This window comes from Streptomyces sp. NPDC060002 (assembly GCF_042737245.1).
Taxonomy (GTDB): domain Bacteria; phylum Actinomycetota; class Actinomycetes; order Streptomycetales; family Streptomycetaceae; genus Streptomyces.
In genome coordinates this window covers 14995-33690 of sequence record NZ_JBHWUW010000020.1, presented here as the reverse complement: position 1 = coordinate 33690, position 18696 = coordinate 14995, and the positions used below count along the sequence as shown (strand labels likewise).

Sequence of the window (18696 nt, the reverse complement as noted above, 5' to 3'; positions counted from 1 at the left end):
CGACGGCATCGGCCGCATCGGCCCACATCGGCCACATCGGCCACATCGGCCACACCGATCGTCTCGTCGGGCCACCACAGTGGGTCGCACCAGGAAACGGACGCAACGGCCTACCGGCGTTGTTCCAGCCGGCAACACGCCCGACGAATCGTCGAGTTCCCCGGCATCTGAGAGCCCACCTCTTCAGTTTTCCATCAGTTTCCGCTCCCACAGTCGTCCCCGGCCCGACACCCCGTCATGGGCGTGCCAATGACGAAGGGAGCCAGCGGAGATGACCGATTCCACCTCCCGGGAAACTGGGACCGCAGGCGGAACGGCAGCCCGAAACCGGTCGACGCGCTCACGACAGTCGCCGAAACTTCATGCGCAAGGTCTTCCTCGCCAGTGGCGCCACCGCCGTGGCGACCATGGCCGGGGCCGGGGCCGGGGCCGGGGCCGCGATGGCCGATGATGCCACCGGCACGGCGGACGCCACCGCCACTGCCTCCCCGAGCGGCGGGGCCGGTGGGGCCATGCGGAAACATCTCGCCAAGACCCACTTCGCCTGGATGGGTGGAACGACCGCCGGATACGCTTTCTACTGCCGTATGCAGAGCCCGGTCATCTGGGGATCGAGGTCGACTGCCAGTCGCTGTTCGCGTTCGGCTCGCTCTACGGCGAGAGCAACGGCGGGGCCCCGACGCAGCAGCGTCTGCACTGTGTGGTCCGCACACCCAACGGCAACGACTACGGCAAGGAGCTTCTGCGCCGGCACCTCCATACGTCGCCGCATCACCACTGACAGCCCGACGTTTCGCAGGAGCGCCGTACGAGCCATTTACAAATGGGCCGTACGGCGCTACCTTCCGCCACAGGTGAGGTGGGAGCGCTCCCATATCCGCTCGTGCCCGGCGGACCGGAACCTGTCGGGCTCGGGTCCGGGAGGCTCCCACTTCACGCCCCCACGCCCGCATCCGCAGTGCACCCCATGCACGCACGGTCCGTACACGGAAGGCGGACTCATTCGCCATGCGATCTGTCATGATCACGTCAGGCACCAAGTCAAGGTTACGCACCCGGGCCCTCCTCCTCGTCCTCCTCGCCCTGCTGGCCACCGTCCCCGCTCTGGGCCTGATCGTCACGACCGGCGGCAAGGCCGAGGCTCACGGCACCCCCATGAAACCCGGCAGCCGCACTTTCCTGTGCTGGCAGGACGGGCTGACCGACACCGGCGAGATCAAGCCGGTCAACCCCGCCTGCAAGAACGCGCAGCAGGTGAGCGGTACCACGCCGTTCTACAACTGGTTCTCGGTGCTGCGCTCCGACGGGGCGGGCCGCACCCGCGGCTTCGTGCCGGACGGTCAGCTGTGCAGTGGCGGTAACGCCAACTTCACCGGTTTCAACGCGGCCCGCAGCGACTGGCCGCTCACCCATCTCACCTCGGGCGCGAGCGTCGACTTCTCCTACAATGCCTGGGCGGCGCATCCGGGTTGGTTCTACGTCTATGTCACCAAGGACGGCTTCGACCCGACCCAGACTCTCACCTGGGACGCGATGGAGAGCCAGCCCTTCCTCTCCGTCGACCACCCGCCGCTCAACGGCAGTCCGGGTACGGTCGAGGCCAACTACTCCTGGACCGGCCAACTCCCGGCGAACAAGTCCGGCCGGCACATCATCTACATGGTCTGGCAGCGTTCGGACAGTGCCGAGACCTTCTACTCCTGCTCCGACGTCGTCTTCGACGGCGGAAACGGCGAGGTGACCGGCATCCACGAACCGGGAAACCCGACCGAGCCCGTTCCCGGTACCTGCACCGCCACTCGTCGGACCACCAACAGCTGGACCGGCGGTTACCAGTCCGAGGTGACCGTCACCAACTCCGGCGACGTTGCGATGCTCGGCTGGATGGTCGACTGGACGCTGCCGAGCGGTCAGTCGGTGGCCAGTCTGTGGAGCGGCAACGCGACGTACAACGGGCAGGCGGTGATGGTCCACAACGCCGACTGGAACGGCTCGTTGAGTCCGGGCCAGAGTACGACGTTCGGATACGTCGTCTCCGGCTCGGGTGGCGACAGTGCCACGGGCCTTCCCTGCAGGGTCGGTTGACCAAGAACAGCTCAGGGCGGGCCCGGCGGGCGGCGAGCCGCACACCCACCGGGCCCGCGAGCCGGGCCCGCCCCAAGGGGGGAGCGGGGCGGCCCGGGGTGTCCCCGCCCGGACGGTGCCACGGACAGGGAACGCGGGCGACAACGTTGTCTCGACGTCGTGTGGACGACCCTACGGGTCAACGCGTGCAGGAGCCAAACGAGTTGGTGCAGGTTGGCCAGGAAGCGCCTGCCGGCGCCAAGTGCCGGCAGGCGCACTCGCGCAGGGGGTGCACGATCGCCTCGGCCTGACGCGTGGAGCGCCGCTCCGCAGCAGGGCCCGGCTTCCGCCGTGACGCACAGCTCCGGCTGTCGCCCGCGGGTGGTGGCGCGATGCGGACGTCGTCGGTCAACGTCGCCGCGAGGCGGCGCAGTTGGTGCCACCCGCTCGGCCTCGCCGCCCTCGTGCCCGTTGAACGGGTACGGGGGCATCTCCCTCCGGGGACCGGCGCCACCGCTCAGCTCCCCGTACCGGGGGACGGTGAGCGGCATGATCTCTCCGGGTGACGCGGGTTTGCCTAGGCGATGGCCGATCCGGTGCCGCGGGCGGCGCCGATGAGGTCGGTGAGCGCCGCGTCGTCGTAGACGGAAATGTCGACGTAAGCGCCTTCGGGCAGGTCGAAGTCCTGAACCTGGTAGTCCAGCACCGCCGTGGTCCCGGGCGGGCTGAAGGTGCCCAGGTCGCGGGTCGCGCCGCCGGACGTGTAGCTGACCTTGACGTAGTACGTGTCACCGTCGTTGGCGGTGTCGTACACCCACAGCTTCTCGTCGTTGGGGTGGAATTCCACCTTGCCGACGAACGCCCCCGAGTCGGTCAGCTCCATCTTCACGGCCTGGCCGCCGGCGTCGTTCGCGAAGTAGGTGTTGTCGAACGGGTCGGTGAGGTTACCGCCGCTGCACGGGCAGTTGTCGGTGTCGTAGTAGTAGGCGTGGAACACCGGGTTGGGGCTGTACGCCTGCGCCGGAGCCGCTGTCGCGAACAGGGCTCCCGCTCCCAGCGCCGCACCCGCGAGCAGTCCCGTGAACCGTCTGATGATGCTCATGTACCGATTTCCCCCTCCATGACGGACCGCCCGGTGTCCGCGGGCGGCCTCGTCATTCTGGAACAAGGGTGACACCCGGTACAGCAGGGCATCGCTGTTGGTTACCGGATCAGGACAACAACTCGACCTCCGCGAGGCTGACTTGGCCCGTCCCACCCGCGTCCGTGTCGACGACCAGCCGGTAGTGCGCGTACGTGCCCGGCTGGGCGAGTGTGAAGGCGCGTGTCTGCCGGTCCCACGGGAAGGTCTGGCCGGAGCGCCGGTCCAGGTCGGTCCACGTCAACCCGTCGGCGGAGCCCTGGAGTACCCAACCCGTCGGTGCCTGCGTGTGGTCGGCCGAGGTGAGGGTGTACTGCGTCGCTTTGGTGGCGGCCGTGACCGGCAGGGCGAGCGGACCCGATACCGTTTCCTGCGTTGCCGACGTGTCGTCGAACAGCGGGCTCGCGCCCTTCAGCACGTCCGTACGCGGCGTTGGCGCCTTGTCGTCCTGAGTGATCGACACCGGACCGGCGTTCTTTCCGGACCCCCACGACGAGGGGCGCGGTCCCATGTCGAACTCCAGGACCCCACCCTTGGCGAGAAGCGTGTGGGGCAGTGAAGTCGACGTCCATGCACGGCCGTTGACCTTCAGCCCCTGTACGTACACGTTCTTGGCGCTGTTCCTCGGCGCCTTGACCACCAGGTCCTTGCCGTTCTCCAGGTGCACGGTCGCCTTCGTGAACAACGGCGAGCCGACGGCGTATTCGCCGCTTCCCATCACCAGCGGATAGAAGCCGAGCGCGGAGAACAGGTACCAGGCCGACTGCTCGCCGTTGTCCTCGTCGCCGTGGTACCCCTGCCCGATCGAGCTGCCGGTGTAGAGCCGTGCGAGCACCTCGCGGGCCTTCGCCTGCGCCTTCCAGGGCTGCCCGGCCGCGTCATACATGTAGATCGTGTGGTGGGCTACCTGGTTGGAGTGCCCGTACATGCCCATCCGCACGTCCCGCGCCTCCGTCATCTCATGGATGACGCCTCCGTACGAACCCACGAACTCCGGGGAAGCGGTTTCCGGGGTGGCGAAGTAGGTGTCGAGCTTCTTCGCCAGACCGTCGCGGCCGCCGTACAGGTTGGCCAGGCCCCGGCTGTCCTGCGGGGCGGTGAAGGCGTAGCCCCAGCCGTTGGTCTCGGTGTAGTCGTAACCCCACACCCGCGGGTCGTAGGCCTCCGACGTCACCCGCCAGTCGCCCTTCTCGTCCTTGCCCTGGAAGAACCCGGCCTTCGCGTCGAAGAGGTGCACATAGCCCTGCGCGCGGTTGAGGAAGTAGTCGGATTCCTCCTGGTAGCGCTTCTCGCCGGTCTTCCGGTACAGGGCCTGGCCCATGCGGGCGATGCCGTAGTCGTTGAGGTAGCCCTCCAGCGCCCAGGACAGGCCCTCGTGCGTCGCCGTGCCCGTATAGCCGAGGAAGGGCGAGGTGGCCATGCCCTTGCGGCCCACTCCCGACGCCGGGGGCACGACCGTCGCGTTCTTCAACGCCGCCTCGTACGCCGCCTTGGCGTCGAAGCCGACTCCCTTGACGAACGCGTCCGCGAAGGCGACGTCGGACGAGGTGCCGGTCATCAGGTCGGCGTACCCGGGCGAGGACCATCGCGAGGTCCAGCCGCCGTCCTTGTACTGCTGGACGAAGCCGTCGGTCAGCTGACCGGCCTGAGTGGGTGTCAGCAGGGCGTAGGCGGGCCAGGTCGTCCGGTAGGTGTCCCAGAAACCGTTGTTGACGTACACCTTGCCTTCCACGATTCTCGCACCGGTGTGCGTCGGGGTGTCCTGGCCCGGCATCGGCGAGAACGGCGACGCGTACTGGTACGTCGAACCGACCTTCTCGAAACCGGAGTTGGGGTACAGATAGAGCCGGTACAGGCTGGAGTACAGCGTCGTGAGCTGGTCCTGGCTCGCACCCTCGATCTCCACCGTGCCGAGGAGCTTGTCCCACTGCTGCTGGGCACGCTGCTTGACGGTGTCGAAATCGGTGTCCTGCGGAATTTCCTGGCTGAGGTTGTCGCGGGCCTGGTCGACGCTGATGAGGGAGGTCGCCAGGCGCAGGGTGACCGTGCGGTCGGCGCCGGCGTCGAAACGCAGGTAACCCTTTACGCCGCTCGACGCACCGTCCGTCACCGGGGCGTCGAACTCGCCGTACACGAAGAGCCGGGTCGCTCCCGTCGACAGTCCGGACTTCACGTCCGAGTAGCCGGTCACGACGCCGGCTTCCTTGTCCAGGGTCAATCCCGCCTGGTCGGTCACGTTGTCGAAGACGACGCTCGCGTCCGAGCCCGGGTAGGTGAAGCGCAGGGCGGCCGCATGGTCGGTCGGTGCCATCTCCGCCGTAAGACCGTTCTCGAAACGGACTCCGTAGTAGTACGGGCGGGCGGTTTCGTTCCCGTGCCGGAAGGCCAGGGCCCGCGCTGCGCGCCCGGTGTCCGGGACGCCGGCCGTGGCCGACGGCATCAGCTGGAAGGTCTGCCGGTCGCCCATCCACGGACTCGGCTCGTGACTCGCGCTGAACGCCTGGATCGTGGGCAGGTTGTCCGCGTTGTTGGCCCGCGCGTAGTCGTACAGCCAGCCGAGTGAGGACGCGTTGGTCACCGGCGTCCAGAAGTTGAAGCCGTGCGGCACGGCCGTGGCGGGAAACGTGTTTCCACGCGAGAAGCTCCCGCTGGAGTTGGTGCCTCGGGTGGTCACCGCGTAGTCCGACAGATGAGCCTTCGCCGCCTCGGGGGCAGCGGTGCGCAGCGCGATGTCGTCCACCCACCCCCTGAACCGGGCCGCCCCGCCGGGGGAGTCGTAGGCGATGAGGATCCGGTCGACCGTTTTCCCGGCCGCCACGGTCCCGATCCCCGACACCACATCGTTCCACTGGTTGACGTACAGCACCTTCGCGGCGCCCTGCCCACGAGGCGACAGGGGGAAGCCGTACTGGTCGCTCGCGCCGAGCCCGCTCAGATACGTGCCATCCGTGAAGGCCAGGTCCACGGAAACATTTGTCGCGGCGTAGTCGCGGTCGCCGTCCGCCATCCCGGGGAAGATCCGGTACGCCAACTGCGTGCGTGAGCCGACCCGGACATTCACGTCGAAAACCTTGTTGTACGAGTAGGCGTGGCCGGAAGCGGTGTGCCGACCCGCGTAACGCAGCGCCCGTCGCCCGCTGAAGCCGGCGCCGGCCTTCGCGGTCGGTGAGCCGCTCGGGCCCCGGTCGACGACGGTGAGCATGTCCGGCGGGACGGGCCCGTCGCTGCCGCCCGTGCCGAACCGCACGTCGGCGAGCTGGAGGATCCCGGCGCCGTGGTTGCGGGTGACCTCCAGCCGGAAGTGCCGGTACTCGGCCGGGGCCGCGAGGGTGTACGTACGGGTCTGGAACCGCTCGGCGAAGGACTCCCCGGTGCGGGTGTCCAGCGAGGTCCAGGCGGTACCGTCCGCCGAGCCCGAGAGGGTCCAGTCGGCGGGGTCGCGCCCGGCGACGTCGTTGGCCGAGGTGAGTGCGTAAGCGTTTACCCGCGCGGGTTCGTCGAGATCGAACTCGACCCACCCGGTGGACGCGAACGCCAGCCACTTGGTGCTCGCCTCGCCGTCGACGAGGTTCTCCTTCACCTCGCCGCCGGCCGTGTTCTCCGCGCTCGCCCGGACGTCCGTGACCCGGTCGGTCACATCGCCGGGCAGCCCACCGCCGTAGCCGCCGTCCACCCCCGAGGCCCGCTTGCCTCCGCCGGGCGTGGTGTCGACGGTGCTCTGCCAGTCGGGGGCGTGTTCACCCGCCTCGAAGGACGAGGCGAACCCCCGGCCCGGTACCGGCACCGGGGAAGGCAGCGCGACCGCCGTCCCCTGAGCGCCGACCGTCATGACCAGAGCGGCCGTGATCACGACCGCCCGCAACCGCCTCAACCGTCGCATGCGTGAGCACCCTCCCCGCGCCGGACAACGCCCCGGACAACGTTGTCTTCTTGGTGGCGCAGGAATCAGTAGGTGGCCAAGTGGACAGTGATGTCAAGGATGTTGATTGCGCCAGGTGGGGCCCATGTCATGCAATTTTCCGGCAAGCCGCCCACCGGCCGGTCATATTTCCGGGAGGTCTCAACTCGGAAAAGACCAATGGCCAACCTTGCATTCGATCTTGCTCCGTTGGCAAGAAGTGGACTATACCTGTCGGCGATTCACCGTCGAATCCGGCGACGGCGTCCGACCGCATGATCCGTACGACCCTGCTTGACCTGACCGCGGTGCCGGGAAGGATCCGGTGCACCGCCTGAGTCCTGGAGAAGGCGAGGACTTGAGCATGGGATCCCACTCCGAGAACATCGGCTCGAACAAGAACGGCTCCGCAGGTGTCGGCCGCCGAGATCTGATCAAGAGATCCGCGGCGCTCGGCCTGATCGCCGTCCCCACCATGAGCTTTCTGTCCGCCTGCGCCAGCAGCGGCGGGGGCGACGAGGACAAGGCCAAGGCCGGCAAGAAGACCGCGAAGAATCCTCTCGCGGTCAACGACACCGCCCAGATGGAATTCGTCCTGTTCGACGGCGGTTTCGGCAAGGAGTACGCCGAGGACGCGGTCAAGATCTACGAGCAGAGCTTCCCCGACGCGAAGGTGAAGTTCTCGGCCACCCAGAAGATCCAGTCGACCCTCCAGCCCCGCTTCAACCAGGGCACCCCGCCCGACCTCATCGACAACTCCGGCGCCGAGCAGATGGACATGGGCGTCCTGGTCGGCAAGAAACAGCTTGCCGACCTCACCCCGCTCCTGGACGCCCCGTCCTACGACGACCCGAACAAGAAGGTGCGCGAGACCCTGCGCCCCGGCATCGTCGAGATGGGCCAGTTCGACGGCGACCCGGTCTGGATCATGTACTACGCCTACACCGTCTACGGCGTCTGGTACTCGCAGAAGGCCCTTGACTCGCTCGACGCCACGTATCCCGAGACCTGGGACGAGATGCTCGCGGTCTGCGAGAAGGCCAAGAAGAAGGGCATCGCGGGCTGGACGTACGCGGGCAAATACCCGTACTACCTCCCCTTCTCGCTGTACCCGATGATCGGCAAGGTGGGCGGTCGCGAGGTCCTCGACGCCATCGACAACCTGGAGCCGAACGCCTGGAAACACCCGGCGGTAAAGGCTTGCTTCGACGCCTACTACGAGCTGTACAAGAAGGGTTACGTCCTCCAGGGCACCCCGGGCCTGGACCACATCCAGTCGCAGACCGCCTGGGCCAAGGGCAAGGCCCTGTTCATCCCCAACGGCTCCTGGGTGGAGAACGAGTCGGCGAACGTCATCCCCGCGGACTTCGACCTGGCCGTCTCCGCGCCCACCGGCATCGACTCCTCCGACAAGATGCCCTTCGGCACCATCTGGGCGTCCGGCGGCGAGCCGTTCGTCGTGCCGGCCAAGGCGAAGAACACGGCGGGCGGCATGGAGCAGCTGCGCGTCATGCTCAGCGAGGCGTCCTCCAGGAACTTCACCTCCAAGGTGAAGTCGCTGACCGCGTACAACGGCGGCACCGACGGCATCACCCTCACTCCGGGCCTCAAGTCGGGTGTGGCGGCGCTGGACAAGGCCGGCGAGAACGTGGTGAATCCGCGGCTTCAGGACTGGTATGTCCAGCTGCAGAAGGAGAAGATCGGGGTGTCCGGTCTCGGGGAGATGATGGCCGGCCGACTCACTCCGGCCGAGGCGGTCAAGAAGATCCAGGGTTACGCCGACGAGGCCGCGAAGGACACGACGATCAAGCATTACAAGCACCAGTGACGGTGAGAATCACGGCGAAGTATCCATAAAAGCACCGGAGTGGCGATGCAGCACGGCAAGTACCGGTTCATCGTGGGGTTCCTGACGCTCCCTCTGGGACTGTACGCGCTCTTCGTGGTATGGCCGTTCGTCCAGTCCATCTACTACTCGTTCACGGACTGGACCGGCCTGAGCCCCGAATTCAAGATGGTCGGCCTGGACAATTACCGGAGGATGCTGGACGACGAGATCTTCTGGAAGTCCTTGCAGCACAGCTTGATGTTCGCGGTCGTGCTGCCGCTGGTGACGATCAGCCTGGCGCTGTTCTTCGCCTTCATGATCAATGTCGGTGGACGGCGAAGGAAGGGCGGCCCGGTGATCTCCGGGGTCCGGGGCTCTTCCTTTTACAAGATCGTGTACTTCTTTCCACAGGTGTTGTCGATCGCCATCGTGGCGCTGCTGTTCGCCTTCGCGTACAACCCGGACAGCGGCGCGATCAACTCCTTCTTCCGGGGGATCGGGCTGGACGGTCTCCAGCCGCTCTGGCTCGGCGACCCGGATCTCGCGCTGTGGTGCGTGATGGCGGTGCTCGTCTGGTCCACGGTCGGTTTCTTCGTGGTCCTGTTCTCGGCGGGCATGGCCTCCATCCCGGCGGACCTGTACGAGGCCGCGCTGCTGGACGGCGCGGGCCGGGCCGCGACGTTCTTCCGCATCACCCTGCCCCTGCTCTGGGACACCGTGCAGTCGGGCTGGGTCTACATGGGGATCCTCGCGCTCGGCGCCGAGTCGTTCGCGGTCGTGCAGATCATGACGACCGGACCCGGCGGCCCCGACTACTCGACCACCGTCATGGTCCTGTACGTGTACCAGAAGGCCTTCCGTGACGGTCAGGCCGCCTACGCCACCACCATCGGCGTCGCCCTGCTCATCGTGACGCTGGCCTTCGCCGCGGTCGTGATGCGACTGGGACGGCGCGAGCGGCTGGAGTACTGACGATGAAGACGACCGAAACCCCCGCGCCCCTGCCGGCCGAGTCCGGCTCGACCGTCACGGTCACGAAGATCGGCCTGTCCACCAGGAAACCGCCTACGGAGAAGAAAACGGAAGGAAACGTTCTCAACGCCTTCTCCCACGGCATCCTGGTCATCTGGGCGATCATGGTCGTGCTGCCGTTGCTGTGGGCGGTGATGACCTCCTTCAAGAACGACAGCTCCATCTTCGGGTCGCCCTGGTCACTGCCGGACAGACTGCACTTCGACAACTGGTCACGGGCCTGGACCGAGGCCAACATGAGCGACTATTTCCTCAACACCATCCTGGTGGTGGGCGGTTCACTCATCGGCACGCTGGTCCTCGGTTCCATGGCGGCCTACGTCCTCGCGCGTTTCGACTTCCCGGGCAACCGCTTCATCTACTACCTCTTCATCGGCGGCATGAGCTTCCCGATCATGCTGGCGCTGGTCCCGCTGTTCTACGTCGTGAACAACATGGGCCTGCTGAACTCCATCCACGGCCTGATCCTCGTCTACATCGCCTACTCGCTGCCGTTCACGGTGTTCTTCCTGACGGCCTTCTTCCGCACGCTGCCGACCTCGGTGGCGGAGGCGGCCTTCGTGGACGGCGCCTCGCACAGCCGTACGTTCTTCCAGATCATGGTGCCCATGGCCAAGCCGGGCCTGATCAGCGTCGGTATCTTCAACTTCCTGGGCCAGTGGAACCAGTACATGCTCCCCACGGTCCTCAACACCGATCCCGACAAGCGCGTCCTCACCCAGGGCCTGGTCCAACTGGCCGTCAGCCAGGGCTACAAGGGTGACTGGTCGGGGCTCTTCGCGGGCCTCGTGATGGCGATGCTTCCGGTGCTCGCCGCGTACATCGTCTTCCAACGGCAGGTGGTGCAGGGGCTGACCGCGGGGGCGCTGAAGTAGGAGCGCGTCCAGAACACGGCCGGCGCCCGCGTCGAGAAGCTCTTCGGGTCTGCGCGGGCGCCTGCTTCACGGAACCGCCCGCGCAGAGGTGACGTCCACCTTTCGCCGTCACCCTTCCGGTGCCTGTCCATGGCGTCTGCCCCCTCTTCCGGCGCCTGTCCAAGGCCCCCGTGCCCGCTCTTCCGGCGCCCGCCCAAGGCGTCGTGCCCGCCCTCCCGGGGTCCGCCCATCGCACCGTGCCCGCCCTCCCGGGGTCCGCCTTCGTCGTCGTTCACGTCCTCCGTCGGCAGCCCGCCGCCGTTCGTGCCCTCGCCGGTCCTCCGCCGCGGCCTCGACGCGAGGTCGCGCCACATGTACTCCCGTCCGGACGTCTGTACTCCCGTCCGGACGTCGGTTCCGGCTCCGGGGTGGGTTCCCCGCACGGACTCCGATGGCGGCCGTGGCTGTCGCTTGGCCATGGCCGCGGTACGGGGGCCGGCCGAAGAGGGGTGGCGAAAGGCCGGCTTCGCCTTCATTACCTGGCCCTCTGACTCTCACCCTTGCGCCTGCCGCCCCGCGCTCTCCCCGGGCGCTCACCCCGTCCCGCCCGCTTTCACCACCTGTCTTCCCCCCGCTCCCGCCCGGGCCGAGCCCTGGCCGCAACGCCCCGCAGCCGCTCCCGCACGCCCCGCAACCGTGGCTCGGACACCCTCCGTGTCTCTTCGCACGCATGCGGATACTGTTCAACCTCTTGACGGGAGGCGACCCGAACGGCTCAGCTTAGAGTTCACTAGTTGGACATAGACGGGGCCTCATTGAAGCGGTCCCGCGCGCAGGAGGTCGTCGTGGAGACTCCGGGGTCGCAGTCGTCGCTGCACCGAGCCAACTTGGAGCGGGTCGTACGCGCAGTGCGTCTGGCAGGGTCCCTGACGCAAGCGGAGATCGCCCGGACCACCGGTCTGTCCGCCGCGACCGTCTCCAACATCGTGCGTGAACTCAAGGACGGCGGAACCGTCGAGGTGACCCCCACCTCGGCGGGTGGACGAAGGGCTCGCAGCGTCAGTCTGAGCGGCGACGCGGGCATCGTCATCGGGGTGGATTTCGGCCATACCCACCTACGGGTCGCCGTAGGCAACCTGGCGCACCAGGTCCTCGCGGAGGAGTCTGAGCCGCTCGATGTGGACGCCTCCTCGACACAGGGCTTCGACCGGGCGGAACAGCTGGTCAACCGGCTGATCGAGGCCACCGGGGTGGACCGTGAGAAGGTCGCTGGAGTCGGTCTGGGCGTGCCCGGACCGATCGATCTGGAGTCCGGGACGCTGGGTTCGTCCGCCATCCTGCCCGGCTGGATCGGCACCAGACCCGCCGAGGAGATGAGAGGCCGACTCGGCGTACCCGTGCACGTGGACAACGACGCCAATCTGGGTGCCCTCGGCGAGATGGTCTGGGGCAGCGGCAGAGGCGTACGTGATCTCGCGTATATCAAGGTCGCGAGCGGTGTCGGTGCCGGTCTGGTGATCGAGGGCAAGATCTACCGGGGTCCCGGTGGCACCGCCGGAGAAATCGGACATATTACACTTGACGAGTCCGGCCCGGTCTGCCGCTGCGGAAATCGGGGCTGCCTGGAGACCTTCGCGGCGGCGCGCTATGTGCTCCCGCTCCTCCAGTCCAGCCACGGCACGGATCTGACGATGGAAGGCGTTGTGCGGCTGGCGAGGGACGGTGATCCGGGCTGCCGTCGGGTGATCGCCGACGTCGGCCGACACATCGGCAGTGGAGTCGCCAATCTCTGCAACCTGCTGAATCCGAGCCGGGTGGTGCTGGGCGGTGATCTCGCCGAGGCCGGTGAGCTGGTGCTCGGTCCGATCAGGGAGTCTGTCGGCCGCTATGCGATCCCGAGTGCGGCGCGTCAACTTTCCGTTCTCCCAGGGGCACTTGGCGGCCGCGCGGAGGTGCTGGGGGCGCTCGCTCTCGCGTTGAGCGAGATGGGCGATTCAACCCTTTTGGACGGCACGCTGACCGCGGCGACACCTGCCTTCACTTAGAGAACGAATGAGGCCGTTGCCATCTCGTTAAGTATTTACTTCTTGACGTCGAACTTGCGGCCGAGTTGACTTCGAGCCACCTCGGCCGCAGCGTTGCGGCCCTGTCAGGGAGGCACACCTCAAATGAACGCAACGATGCGTAGAGTCGTGATCGGCGCCACCGCCGTGTCCATGGCGCTTTCGATTGCCGCGTGTGGCAAGGCGGGCGACGACAAGGACAGCGACTCCGGCAGCAGCAGCTCGGGCGACAAGTCCATCGGCCTGCTGCTCCCCGACAGCGTCACCGCGCGGTACGAGAAGTTCGACAAGCCGTACTTCGACGCCAAGGTCAAGGCGCTCTGCTCCGACTGCAAGCTCGAGTACGCGAACGCCGCGGCCGACCCGGCCAAGCAGGCCCAGCAGGTCAGCAACATGGTCACCAAGGGCGTGAAGGTCATCGTGATCTCCGCCCAGGACTCCGCCGCGATCAAGTCCTCGATCCAGTCCGCGGTGGACAAGGGTGTCAAGGTCGTCGCGTACGACCGCCTCGCTCAGGGCCCCGTCTCGGCCTATGTCTCCTTCGACAACGTCAAGGTCGGCGAGCTCCAGGGCCAGGCCCTGCTCGACGCCCTCGGCGCCAAGGCGACCACCAAGTCGAAGATCGTCATGATCAACGGTGACGACGCCGACCCGAACGCCGGTCAGTTCAAGGAAGGCGCGCACAAGGTCCTCGACGGCAAGGTCACCATCGCCTACGAGCAGTCCGGCCTCTGGAAGGACACCGTCGCCGCCCAGAAGATGTCCGCGGCCATCACCCAGCTGGGCGCCAAGAACATCGCGGGCGTCTACGCCGCCAACGACGGCATGGCCGGCGGCATCGCCAACACCCTCAAGGGCGCGAAGATCAGCGGCATCCCGCTGACCGGTCAGGACGCGGAGCTCGCGGGTATCCAGCGCATCGTCGCCGGCACCCAGTCCTCCACCGTCTACAAGGCCTTCAAGCCCGAGGCCGAGGCGGCCGCCCAGCTCGCGGTCGACCTGCTGGAGGGCAAGGACATCAAGTCCCTGGCCACCGAGACGCTGACCAGCGGCTCCGGCGACAAGGTCCCCTCGCAGCTGCTGACCCCGGTGTCGGTCACCAAGGCCAACATCAAGGACACGGTCGTCAAGGACGGGCTGTACACCGCCGCGGACATCTGCACCGCCGAGTACGCCGCCGCCTGCAAGGCCGCCGGTCTCCAGTAGTCCGCCGGTCCGCCCGTAGGCACCCGGTCCCGAGGGCCCCTCTCGAGTCGTTTCTCGAGCCGGCCCTCGGGTCCCGCCGACCGCTCAGCGGTCCCGTGAGACCTGTCCGACGCCCGCCCCACCTCATACCCCGCTGCCGGGGTGGGCGTCGGACGGAACCGTTGCCAAGCGCAGCGGATTCACGCATGTTCATCTTGTAAACCTCGTGCGACGGCATCGCGTACCCCGCGTGTCGCGCACATCCCTCCGCGCCTGTCTTTGCGCGCGGCATCCCCGCCGGTCAGGCGGCGAAGGAGATGGTTCACGTGTCCGCTACGCCCGTGCTGGCGTTGCGCGGAGTCTCCAAGCGATTCGGTGCGGTTCAGGCACTCACCGACGTCGAGCTGGAGGTTCACGCCGGAGAAGTGGTCGCCCTGGTGGGCGACAACGGCGCAGGAAAGTCCACCCTGGTCAAGACGATCGCGGGTGTCCACCCCATTGATGAGGGCGTCATCGAGTGGGAGGGAAGGCCGGTCAGCATCAACCGGCCGCACGACGCCCAGGGACTCGGCGTCGCGACCGTCTACCAGGACCTCGCCCTGTGCGACAACCTCGACGTGGTCGGCAACCTCTACCTCGGTCGTGAGCTGCTGCGCCGCGGCGTCATCGACGAGGTGACGATGGAGAAGAACTCCCGGGAGCTGCTGTCCACGCTCTCCATCCGCATCCCGAGCGTGCGCATCCCGATCGCGAGTCTCTCCGGCGGTCAGCGCCAGGTCGTCGCCATCGCGCGCGCGCTGATCGGCAACCCGAAGGTCGTCATTCTCGACGAGCCCACGGCCGCGCTCGGCGTCGAGCAGACCGCGCAGGTCCTCGACCTGGTCGAGCGGCTGCGCGAGCGCGACCTCGGCGTCATCCTCATCAGCCACAACATGGCCGACGTCAAGGCGGTCGCGGACACCGTGGCCGTCCTGCGTCTGGGCAAGAACAACGGCTCCTTCCCCGTGAAGGACACCAGCCACGAAGAGATCATCGCCGCGATCACGGGTGCCACGGAGAACGCCGTGACCCGTCGTGCGGGGCGTCGCACCGCGGAGGCGGCAAAGTGAGCGACACGTCCAAGACCGTGAAGAGCGACTCCTCGGAGCCTGGGAAGGGCCCGAAGACCGATAAGGCCCCGACGGCCACCAAGGTCCAGAAGGCCGAGGGCGTGGTCGAGGGTCAGGAGACCGTCGCCCCCGCCGACGACCCGACGGCCGCGCCCATCACCGTCGTCGACCCGCGGCTGCTGATCCGCGAAGAGGGCCTCAAGGGCTACGTCACCGAATTCAAGCGCAAGGTCAAGGGCGGCGAGCTGGGCCAGATCCCGGTCGTCCTCGGTCTGATCATCATCTGGACCATCTTCCAGCTGAAGAACGACCGCTTCCTGAGCGCCGACAACCTCTCCAACATCAGCTACTTCATGTCGGCCACCGGCATGCTCGCCATCGGCCTGGTATTCGTGCTGCTGCTCGGCGAGATCGACCTGTCGGTCGGCTCCGTCAGCGGTCTGGCGTCCGCGCTGTTCGCCGTGTTCGTGGTGGACCACAGCATGAACCCATGGCTCTCGCTGGTTCTCACGATCGTCACCGGTACCGCCATCGGCGCCCTGCACGGATGGTTCTTCGCGAAGATCGGCGTACCTGCCTTCGTGGTGACCCTGGCAGGCCTCCTCGCCTGGAACGGTCTGATGCTGTGGCTGCTGGGCTCCAGCGGCACGATCAACCTGCCGTCGGACTCCGGTCCGATCCACCTGTTCGGCCAGAACTCCTTCTTCATGGACCAGGCCATCATCGGTGCGTACATCCTGGCCGGTCTCGCCGTCGTGCTGTCCCTGGTCGGCAACTTCGGCGAGCAGCGCCGCCGCCGGGCGGCGGGCGTGCCGTTCCGCGCGACCGGTGAGATCCTGCTGCGCGTGGGCGCGCTCGCCGTCGCGGCGTTCGTGTCCGCCGCCGTGCTGAACAACGCTTCCGGTGTCTCCAACGCGCTGGTGATCTTCCTGGCGGCACTGGTGATCGTGGACTTCGTGCTGCGTCGTACGACGTACGGCCGCAAGGTGTTCGCGGTCGGCGGCGGCATCGAGGCCGCCCGCCGTGCCGGTATCAACGTCCCGATGGTCCGTATCACCGTGTTCGCCATCTCCGGCGGCTTTGCGGCGGTCGGCGGCATGTTCTTCGCGGGCCAGACCGCGGGCGCGTCGCTGAGTGCCGGCGCAGGCGACACCCTGATGCTCGCCATCGCGGCGGCCGTCATCGGCGGCACCAGCCTCTTCGGCGGTCGCGGTACCGTCTGGTCCGCCCTCCTGGGCATGCTGGTCATCCAGTCCATCCGGACCGGTCTCGACCTGCTGAACATGAACACCTCGATCCAGTACATGATCACCGGTGGTGTTCTGCTCGGCGCGGTCGTCATCGACTCCGTCTCCCGCAGGAGTCAGATGGCCGCCGGTCGCAGCTAGCGCTCCGGGCGACCGAGGTGCCCGGCATCCGAACGGATGCCGGGCACAGTCGTGTCATAGGAAAGGCTCATCCTGGGTACGGCCGTTCGCGTGACCTATGACCCATGGGCCGGAGTCCGTCCGCCCGGGCGGAACATTAGACTCGACGAGCCCGGCAACAGCTCGATCAGCTTTTACTGCAAGGAGGCACGGGTGCCGCTGCTGACCCGCATCAGGGGACCGCGTGATCTGGACCGGCTCAGCCCGGAGGAGCTGGACCAGCTGGCAGAGGAGATCCGGAGCTTCCTCGTCGACGCCGTCTCCAAGACCGGTGGCCACCTCGGCCCCAACCTCGGCGTGGTCGAGCTCACCATCGCCCTGCACCGGGTCTTCGAGTCCCCGAAGGACAAGGTGCTGTGGGACACGGGCCACCAGTCCTACGTGCACAAGCTGCTCACGGGCCGGCAGGACTTCTCCCGGCTGAAGATGAAGGGCGGCCTCTCCGGCTACCCCTCTCAGGCCGAGTCCGAGCACGACGTCATCGAGAACAGCCACGCCTCCACGGTGCTCGGCTGGGCCGACGGCCTCGCGAAGGCCAACCAGATCCTCGACCGCGACGACCACGTGGTCGCCGTCATCGGTGACGGCGCGCTCACCGGCGGCATGGCCTGGGAGGCGCTGAACAACATCGCCGACGGGGACCGCCCGCTGGTCATCGTCGTCAACGACAACGAGCGCTCGTACGCGCCCACCATCGGCGGCCTGGCCAACCACCTCGCCACCCTGCGTACGACGGACGGCTACGAGCGCTTCCTCGCCCGCACCAAGGAGGTGCTGGAGCGCACCCCCGTCGTCGGCAGACCCCTCTACGAGACCCTGCACGGAGCCAAGAAGGGCCTGAAGGACTTCATCGCCCCCCAGGGCATGTTCGAGGACCTCGGCCTGAAGTACGTCGGCCCGATCGACGGCCATGACATCGAGGCCCTGGAGTCCGCGCTGGCCCGCGCCAAGCGCTTCGGCGGCCCGGTCATCGTGCACTGCCTCACCGAGAAGGGCCGCGGCTACCAGCCCGCCCTCCAGGACGAGGCCGACCGCTTCCACGGCATCGGCCCCATCCACCCCGACACCGGTCTGCCGATCAAGGCCTCGGGCGCCGACTGGACCTCGGTCTTCGGCGACGAGATGGTCGAGCTCGGCAAGGAGCGCGAGGACATCGTCGCGATCACGGCGGCGATGCTGCAGCCGGTCGGCCTGAAGAAGTTCGCGGACGCCTTCCCGAACCGCATCTACGACGTCGGCATCGCCGAGCAGCACGCCGCCGTCTCCGCCGCGGGTCTGGCGGCGGGCGGGGTGCATCCGGTGTTCGCGGTGTACGCCACATTCCTCAATCGTGCCTTCGACCAGGTTCTGATGGATGTCGCCCTCCACAAGTGCGGTGTGACTTTCGTACTGGACCGGGCCGGCGTCACCGGCACCGACGGCGCCTCCCACAACGGCATGTGGGACATGTCGATCCTTCAGGTCGTCCCGGGCCTCAGGCTCGCCGCCCCGCGCGACGCCGACCAGGTCCGCGCCCAGCTGCGCGAGGCCGTCGAGGTCGAGGACGCGCCGACCGTCGTCCGCTTCTCCAAGGGCGCCGTCGGCCCCGCCGTACCCGCCGTGGGACGCGTCGGCGGCATGGACGTACTGCGCGAGAGCGGCACCGACACCCCCGACGTGCTGCTGGTCTCCGTGGGCGCCCTCGCCCCGATGTGCCTGGAGATCGCGACCCTCCTCGACCGGCAGGGCATCACCACCACGGTCGTCGACCCCCGCTGGGTCAAACCCGTCGACGAGGCCATGGCCCCGCTCGCCGAGCGGCACCGCGTGGTCGTCACCGTCGAGGACAACTCCCGCGTCGGAGGCGTCGGCTCGGCGATCGCCCAGGCACTGCGCGACGCCGGCGTCGACGTCCCGCTGCGCGACTTCGGCATCCCGCCCCGCTTCCTCGACCACGCCTCCCGCGCCGAGGTCATGGCCGAGATCGGGCTCACCGCCCCCGACATCGCCCGCCAGGTCACCGGGCTGGTCTCCAGGCTCGACGGCAAGTACGGCAGCACGGCCGCCGACGTCGACTCCGTGGAGTCCGCGCGCGACTGACGCCGTACCGGGCAGG

At 67.6% G+C, this 18696-nt stretch carries 11 protein-coding genes; 9 read left to right on the top strand and 2 right to left on the bottom strand.

Annotated features, from left to right (window positions below; translation table 11 throughout):
• Positions 1 to 1020 precede the first annotated feature (1020 nt).
• Positions 1021 to 2085 (top strand): lytic polysaccharide monooxygenase, encoded by a 1065-nt coding sequence (locus tag ACFWBD_RS19360; protein ID WP_385667983.1) that lies wholly within the window; start codon positions 1021 to 1023, stop codon positions 2083 to 2085.
• Positions 2086 to 2641: 556 nt separating this feature from the next.
• Here the strand turns inward: ACFWBD_RS19360 and ACFWBD_RS19355 are convergent.
• Both ACFWBD_RS19355 and ACFWBD_RS19350 read right to left on the bottom strand, forming a co-directional pair.
• Positions 2642 to 3166, bottom strand: coding sequence for a hypothetical protein (locus tag ACFWBD_RS19355; RefSeq protein ID WP_385667981.1), 525 nt, complete (start codon positions 3164 to 3166; stop codon positions 2642 to 2644).
• 109 nt (positions 3167 to 3275) lie between these two features.
• Positions 3276 to 7085, bottom strand: a complete 3810-nt coding sequence (locus ACFWBD_RS19350) for a GH92 family glycosyl hydrolase (protein ID WP_385667980.1) — start codon at positions 7083 to 7085, stop codon at positions 3276 to 3278.
• 382 nt (positions 7086 to 7467) lie between these two features.
• On the opposite strand from ACFWBD_RS19350, the gene ngcE reads away from it, so the two are divergent.
• From ngcE to dxs, 8 genes are all read left to right on the top strand, one after another.
• The gene (ngcE, locus tag ACFWBD_RS19345) at positions 7468 to 8931 is read left to right on the top strand and encodes an N-acetylglucosamine/diacetylchitobiose ABC transporter substrate-binding protein (protein ID WP_385667978.1); all 1464 of its coding nucleotides are present in this window, start codon (positions 7468 to 7470) and stop codon (positions 8929 to 8931) included.
• A 45-nt stretch (positions 8932 to 8976) separates the two neighbouring features.
• Positions 8977 to 9903 (top strand): carbohydrate ABC transporter permease, encoded by a 927-nt coding sequence (locus ACFWBD_RS19340; RefSeq protein ID WP_385668126.1) that lies wholly within the window; start codon positions 8977 to 8979, stop codon positions 9901 to 9903.
• A 2-nt stretch (positions 9904 to 9905) separates the two neighbouring features.
• Positions 9906 to 10838, top strand: a complete 933-nt coding sequence (locus ACFWBD_RS19335) for a carbohydrate ABC transporter permease (protein WP_385667976.1) — start codon at positions 9906 to 9908, stop codon at positions 10836 to 10838.
• A gap of 824 nt (positions 10839 to 11662) precedes the next feature.
• Positions 11663 to 12862 carry an ROK family transcriptional regulator gene (locus ACFWBD_RS19330; protein ID WP_351759407.1) on the top strand — a complete coding sequence of 400 codons (1200 nt, stop codon included), beginning with the start codon at positions 11663 to 11665 and terminating at the stop codon, positions 12860 to 12862.
• Positions 12863 to 12997: 135 nt separating this feature from the next.
• Complete coding sequence (locus ACFWBD_RS19325) at positions 12998 to 14086, top strand: sugar ABC transporter substrate-binding protein (protein ID WP_385667973.1); 1089 nt, start codon at positions 12998 to 13000, stop codon at positions 14084 to 14086.
• 296 nt (positions 14087 to 14382) lie between these two features.
• Entirely contained in the window at positions 14383 to 15174 is a 792-nt protein-coding gene (locus tag ACFWBD_RS19320; RefSeq protein ID WP_385667971.1) for an ATP-binding cassette domain-containing protein, read from the top strand.
• Positions 15171 to 16562, top strand: a complete 1392-nt coding sequence (locus ACFWBD_RS19315) for a sugar ABC transporter permease (protein ID WP_385667969.1) — start codon at positions 15171 to 15173, stop codon at positions 16560 to 16562. Before ACFWBD_RS19320 ends, ACFWBD_RS19315 begins: the two co-directional genes overlap by 4 nt.
• 192 nt (positions 16563 to 16754) lie before the next feature.
• Positions 16755 to 18680 (top strand): 1-deoxy-D-xylulose-5-phosphate synthase, encoded by a 1926-nt coding sequence (gene dxs, locus ACFWBD_RS19310; protein ID WP_385667967.1) that lies wholly within the window; start codon positions 16755 to 16757, stop codon positions 18678 to 18680.
• Positions 18681 to 18696: the final 16 nt, after the last annotated feature.

What these genes read in the sequence shown, in the direction of transcription:
- ACFWBD_RS19325 (WP_385667973.1), top strand. Translation starts at nt 12,998, where the DNA reads ATGCGTAGAGTCGTGATCGGCGCCACCGCCGTGTCCATGGCGCTTTCG.
- ACFWBD_RS19335 (WP_385667976.1), top strand. Translation starts at nt 9,906, where the DNA reads ATGAAGACGACCGAAACCCCCGCGCCCCTGCCGGCCGAGTCCGGCTCG.
- ACFWBD_RS19340 (WP_385668126.1), top strand. Translation starts at nt 8,977, where the DNA reads ATGCAGCACGGCAAGTACCGGTTCATCGTGGGGTTCCTGACGCTCCCT.
- ACFWBD_RS19355 (WP_385667981.1), bottom strand. Translation starts at nt 3,166, where the DNA reads ATGAGCATCATCAGACGGTTCACGGGACTGCTCGCGGGTGCGGCGCTG.
- ACFWBD_RS19360 (WP_385667983.1), top strand. Translation starts at nt 1,021, where the DNA reads ATGATCACGTCAGGCACCAAGTCAAGGTTACGCACCCGGGCCCTCCTC.
- ACFWBD_RS19350 (WP_385667980.1), bottom strand. Translation starts at nt 7,085, where the DNA reads ATGCGACGGTTGAGGCGGTTGCGGGCGGTCGTGATCACGGCCGCTCTG.
- ngcE (WP_385667978.1), top strand. Translation starts at nt 7,468, where the DNA reads ATGGGATCCCACTCCGAGAACATCGGCTCGAACAAGAACGGCTCCGCA.
- ACFWBD_RS19320 (WP_385667971.1), top strand. Translation starts at nt 14,383, where the DNA reads ATGGTTCACGTGTCCGCTACGCCCGTGCTGGCGTTGCGCGGAGTCTCC.